Below are 3,153 nucleotides of genomic sequence, written 5' to 3'. Positions count from 1 at the left end.
CTGCCCGAAGGACCCAAACAAAAAAAGTTCGAGTTGTCGGTCAGCTTCTCCTTTCCCTCCTTTCCTGTGATGTCGATGGCTACGGGCACACCTTGGCGGTCGGTATAGTATATCTTCAGCGGGGTGTCCTCATTATGCACGATGCGCTCCTTGTACATCAGACAGGTGGCGGCATCGCCGAGGGTGAGGAATCGGTCGTAGTCGGCATTCATGCCATAGCAGTTGCCGGGGAAAGAGTTGACGAACAGCTCCAACTGGTTGTAGGCCCGCTTGCTGATGTGGATGCCCATGCGCGAGAAGGAGTTTTCGAGATGGTTGGTGCATTTCTGTATGTCGGTGTCGCCGCTCACTGCCACCACGAGGTTGTAGTGGGTATAGACGAGCTGNTTTTCGAGATGGTTGGTGCATTTCTGTATGTCGGTGTCGCCGCTCACTGCCACCACGAGGTTGTAGTGGGTATAGACGAGCTGCTTGCTCTCACGGGCTATCACCTCCTGCACACGCTTGATGTCCTCTACAGCCATCAGGTTGCTGGGGTTGGGCATGGAGGCATGGCGGTTTTTCTTCTTGTCGAGTAGGGCAAGCTCACGCTTCTGGTTGGGCACGAACACCATCTGGTTGAACACCACGCAGTCGGCTCCGGGCACGCTATCGACGATGCTCACGAGATCAACGGGCATACTGGTGTTGTTCACCTCGATATTTGCGTAGGGACGGATGACCGACGGCAAGTTGGCATAATCCACATCCACAAGGCTATACACCTTGCAGCTACGGTCCCCCATGCCGATGGTCTCGTCATCGACCTTGAAGTTGGTCATCGACACCACCTTGTCACGGAAGTTCATGGAGAAGAAACGGTCCACATACTCGCAGGCTTCCGTTTTGCCGAGGAATCGGGACTTCACGCCGGCATCCCTCAGCTGGTCGTGCACCTTGCGTATCTTCACCAAGAAGTCACGCCATTTCTTGTTGTCGAACGACATCAGACGGCTCTTCTTGTTCTCCTGTGTGATGGTGAGGTAGCAGACGCTGTCGGTAAAGGGTCTGCCGTTGAAATAGCGGAAGTAACTCTCGCTCAGGAACTCATGATTTCCACCGTTCTCTTCCTTGAATGCCTTCCTCACAAACACGTCCTGCTTGTGCAGCGCATAGCCTTCGCCCAAGGTCTGGGCAAGGGCGGCGAAGAGGTGGGTGAACTCATAGTAGGCCTCGATGTTGGCGGAATACTTCTGCACAGGGTTCTCCATCTTCAGAACAGCGGAGTATTCGCCCGTCTTGGTATAGAGCACGCCGATGCCATCCACTTCCTCGATGGAGAAGTAGATGTCCTGGAAGATGCGCTTGCGCTTCCCTCCCGTGCCGAATGCCTTGACACTGATGGCCATGCCCACGCAGATGGCTGAGAATATGAGTATGATGTATAGGGTCATTGTTCTTTTNCCTCCCGTGCCGAATGCCTTGACACTGATGGCCATGCCCACGCAGATGGCTGAGAATATGAGTATGATGTATAGGGTCATTGTTCTTTTTCTTTTTTAATCGCAAAAAGGCGGGCGCACCCTCATGCGTGATGCCCCCACCTCCATTCACTTACAATCATTGATAGCTTTCCACTTGGACATAATGGATTCTCTTTTTTGTTTTACACTTTCTTTGAATAGGCATAGATGAATATGCCGTTGTCACTCTTCTTGCTGTGCAAGCCCTTGCGCTGCTTCATGACGATGAGAACGCCACCGACAGCTACGGCGAGGACTAGCAGCACGAGTCCTGCCACGAAACCGAAGATGCAGTAGCCGAGGATGAAACCCGCAACGGCTCCTCCTGCGGTGGCTGCCGCCCAGTAGATGTAGCGTCCCTGCAACCCGAAGAACTCCAATGGACGTTGCAGTCCCTTGAAAATGGGATAATCCGGAAAACGCTCTTGCTTTGTATCTGCCATAACTGTCAGTGTTTTAACGTTCTACATACTCACAATCTCACGCTGCGTTTAACCTCCAATGCCGAAGAACAGAGGCAGTGCCTGGGCTGCTGCAATGAGGAAAATACATGCGCCGACGACCATCATGATCTTCTTTTTCACGTCCTGTTCCTCGTNGCTGCTGCAATGAGGAAAATACATGCGCCGACGACCATCATGATCTTCTTTTTCACGTCCTGTTCCTCGTTGTTCATGGCGATGTAAACGCTTATGGCTCCGACAATTGCAACGACACCTGCAATGGCATAGCAGAGCTTCACCACGATAGGTACATACTTGGCAATCTCCTCCGTCACTGTGGTAAGCGCGGTCGTTCCTGCCGAGTAGTCGCCGGCTGCGTTCTGTGCCATTGCTGCGGTGGTGCCGACAAGCAACATCAGGGCGAGCGTTTTCATGCGCTGTGAAGAGAAGAATCCCTTCACCTTCTTGTTAATCCTTTCAAACATTCTTTTTACCTTTTAATTTGTTACACTTTGAGTTATCTTATCTCGTATCACCTGTANTCCCTTCACCTTCTTGTTAATCCTTTCAAACATTCTTTTTACCTTTTAATTTGTTACACTTTGAGTTATCTTATCTCGTATCACCTGTATCTCAAATCTGATAACCGAAGAAAGCGGGGAAGACGATGGTCGCTCCTATGAGGAACAGGCAGGCTCCCACCAGCATCATGATGTTCTTCTTCACTCCTTCTTCGCCCGTATTCATCTTTATATATATCTGCAAGGCGCTGACTATGACCACGATGCCCGCCACTGCATAGCACAGATAAACGATATAGAGCATCATCGTCACGGCATAGTCATGGGCACTCGCAAGTGCGTCCGCTCCCCAGCTGTAGTCCACGTTGCCACACTTAGCACTGGCCAGAGCTGGGGTTAAAGCGGCATATAATGATAGAAATGCACTTCTTGTTTTTGACATCATATCTCATTATTGAGTGATTCCACCTTGACCATGTCACGTCCATTGTGACGAAGACCGCGGGCGATGATGGTGTTGTTCAATTCTTCCGAATACATGGGGTCGGAATAGGTGGTATTCACTTCCTCCATCTTCTTCTCGATTGCGCTTTGTATCTTTTCAAGCACATGAGGCTTGCTCTCTTCCGCAGTGGCGGCTGCCTCCTCTGTAGGCTCTGCAAGCTGCTTCTCCTCGTAGGCTGTCTC

At 51.1% G+C, this 3,153-nt stretch carries 4 protein-coding genes and 2 pseudogenes; all 6 read right to left on the bottom strand.

All coding sequences use genetic code 11. The features are described 5' to 3' along the window. Positions 1 to 1,433, bottom strand: a pseudogene (locus tag KQP79_RS25755) (conjugal transfer protein TraG); the annotation flags it as partial. A 212-nt stretch (positions 1,434 to 1,645) separates the two neighbouring features. After that, complete coding sequence (locus tag KQP79_RS25750) at positions 1,646 to 1,945, bottom strand: DUF4133 domain-containing protein (RefSeq protein ID WP_005816074.1); 300 nt, start codon at positions 1,943 to 1,945, stop codon at positions 1,646 to 1,648. Between the two features lie 48 nt (positions 1,946 to 1,993). Continuing rightward, positions 1,994 to 2,068, bottom strand: a complete 75-nt coding sequence (locus KQP79_RS25745) for a hypothetical protein (protein ID WP_229108764.1) — start codon at positions 2,066 to 2,068, stop codon at positions 1,994 to 1,996. Between the two features lie 14 nt (positions 2,069 to 2,082). Continuing rightward, positions 2,083 to 2,430: a DUF4134 domain-containing protein gene (locus tag KQP79_RS25740; protein WP_264386601.1), complete on the bottom strand. Its 348-nt coding sequence runs from the start codon at positions 2,428 to 2,430 to the stop codon at positions 2,083 to 2,085. 148 nt (positions 2,431 to 2,578) lie between these two features. After that, positions 2,579 to 2,911, bottom strand: a complete 333-nt coding sequence (locus tag KQP79_RS25735; RefSeq protein WP_005812854.1) for a DUF4134 domain-containing protein — start codon at positions 2,909 to 2,911, stop codon at positions 2,579 to 2,581. Further along, positions 2,908 to 3,153, bottom strand: a pseudogene (locus tag KQP79_RS25730) (hypothetical protein); the annotation flags it as partial. The pseudogene KQP79_RS25730 and the gene KQP79_RS25735, both read right to left, overlap by 4 nt.

It is taken from the genome of Bacteroides sp. DH3716P, from assembly GCF_025914115.1.
Lineage (GTDB): Bacteria > Bacteroidota > Bacteroidia > Bacteroidales > Bacteroidaceae > Bacteroides > Bacteroides ovatus.
The sequence above is the reverse complement of the archived record's forward strand: the minus strand, read 5'-3'. Positions and strand labels throughout refer to the sequence as shown.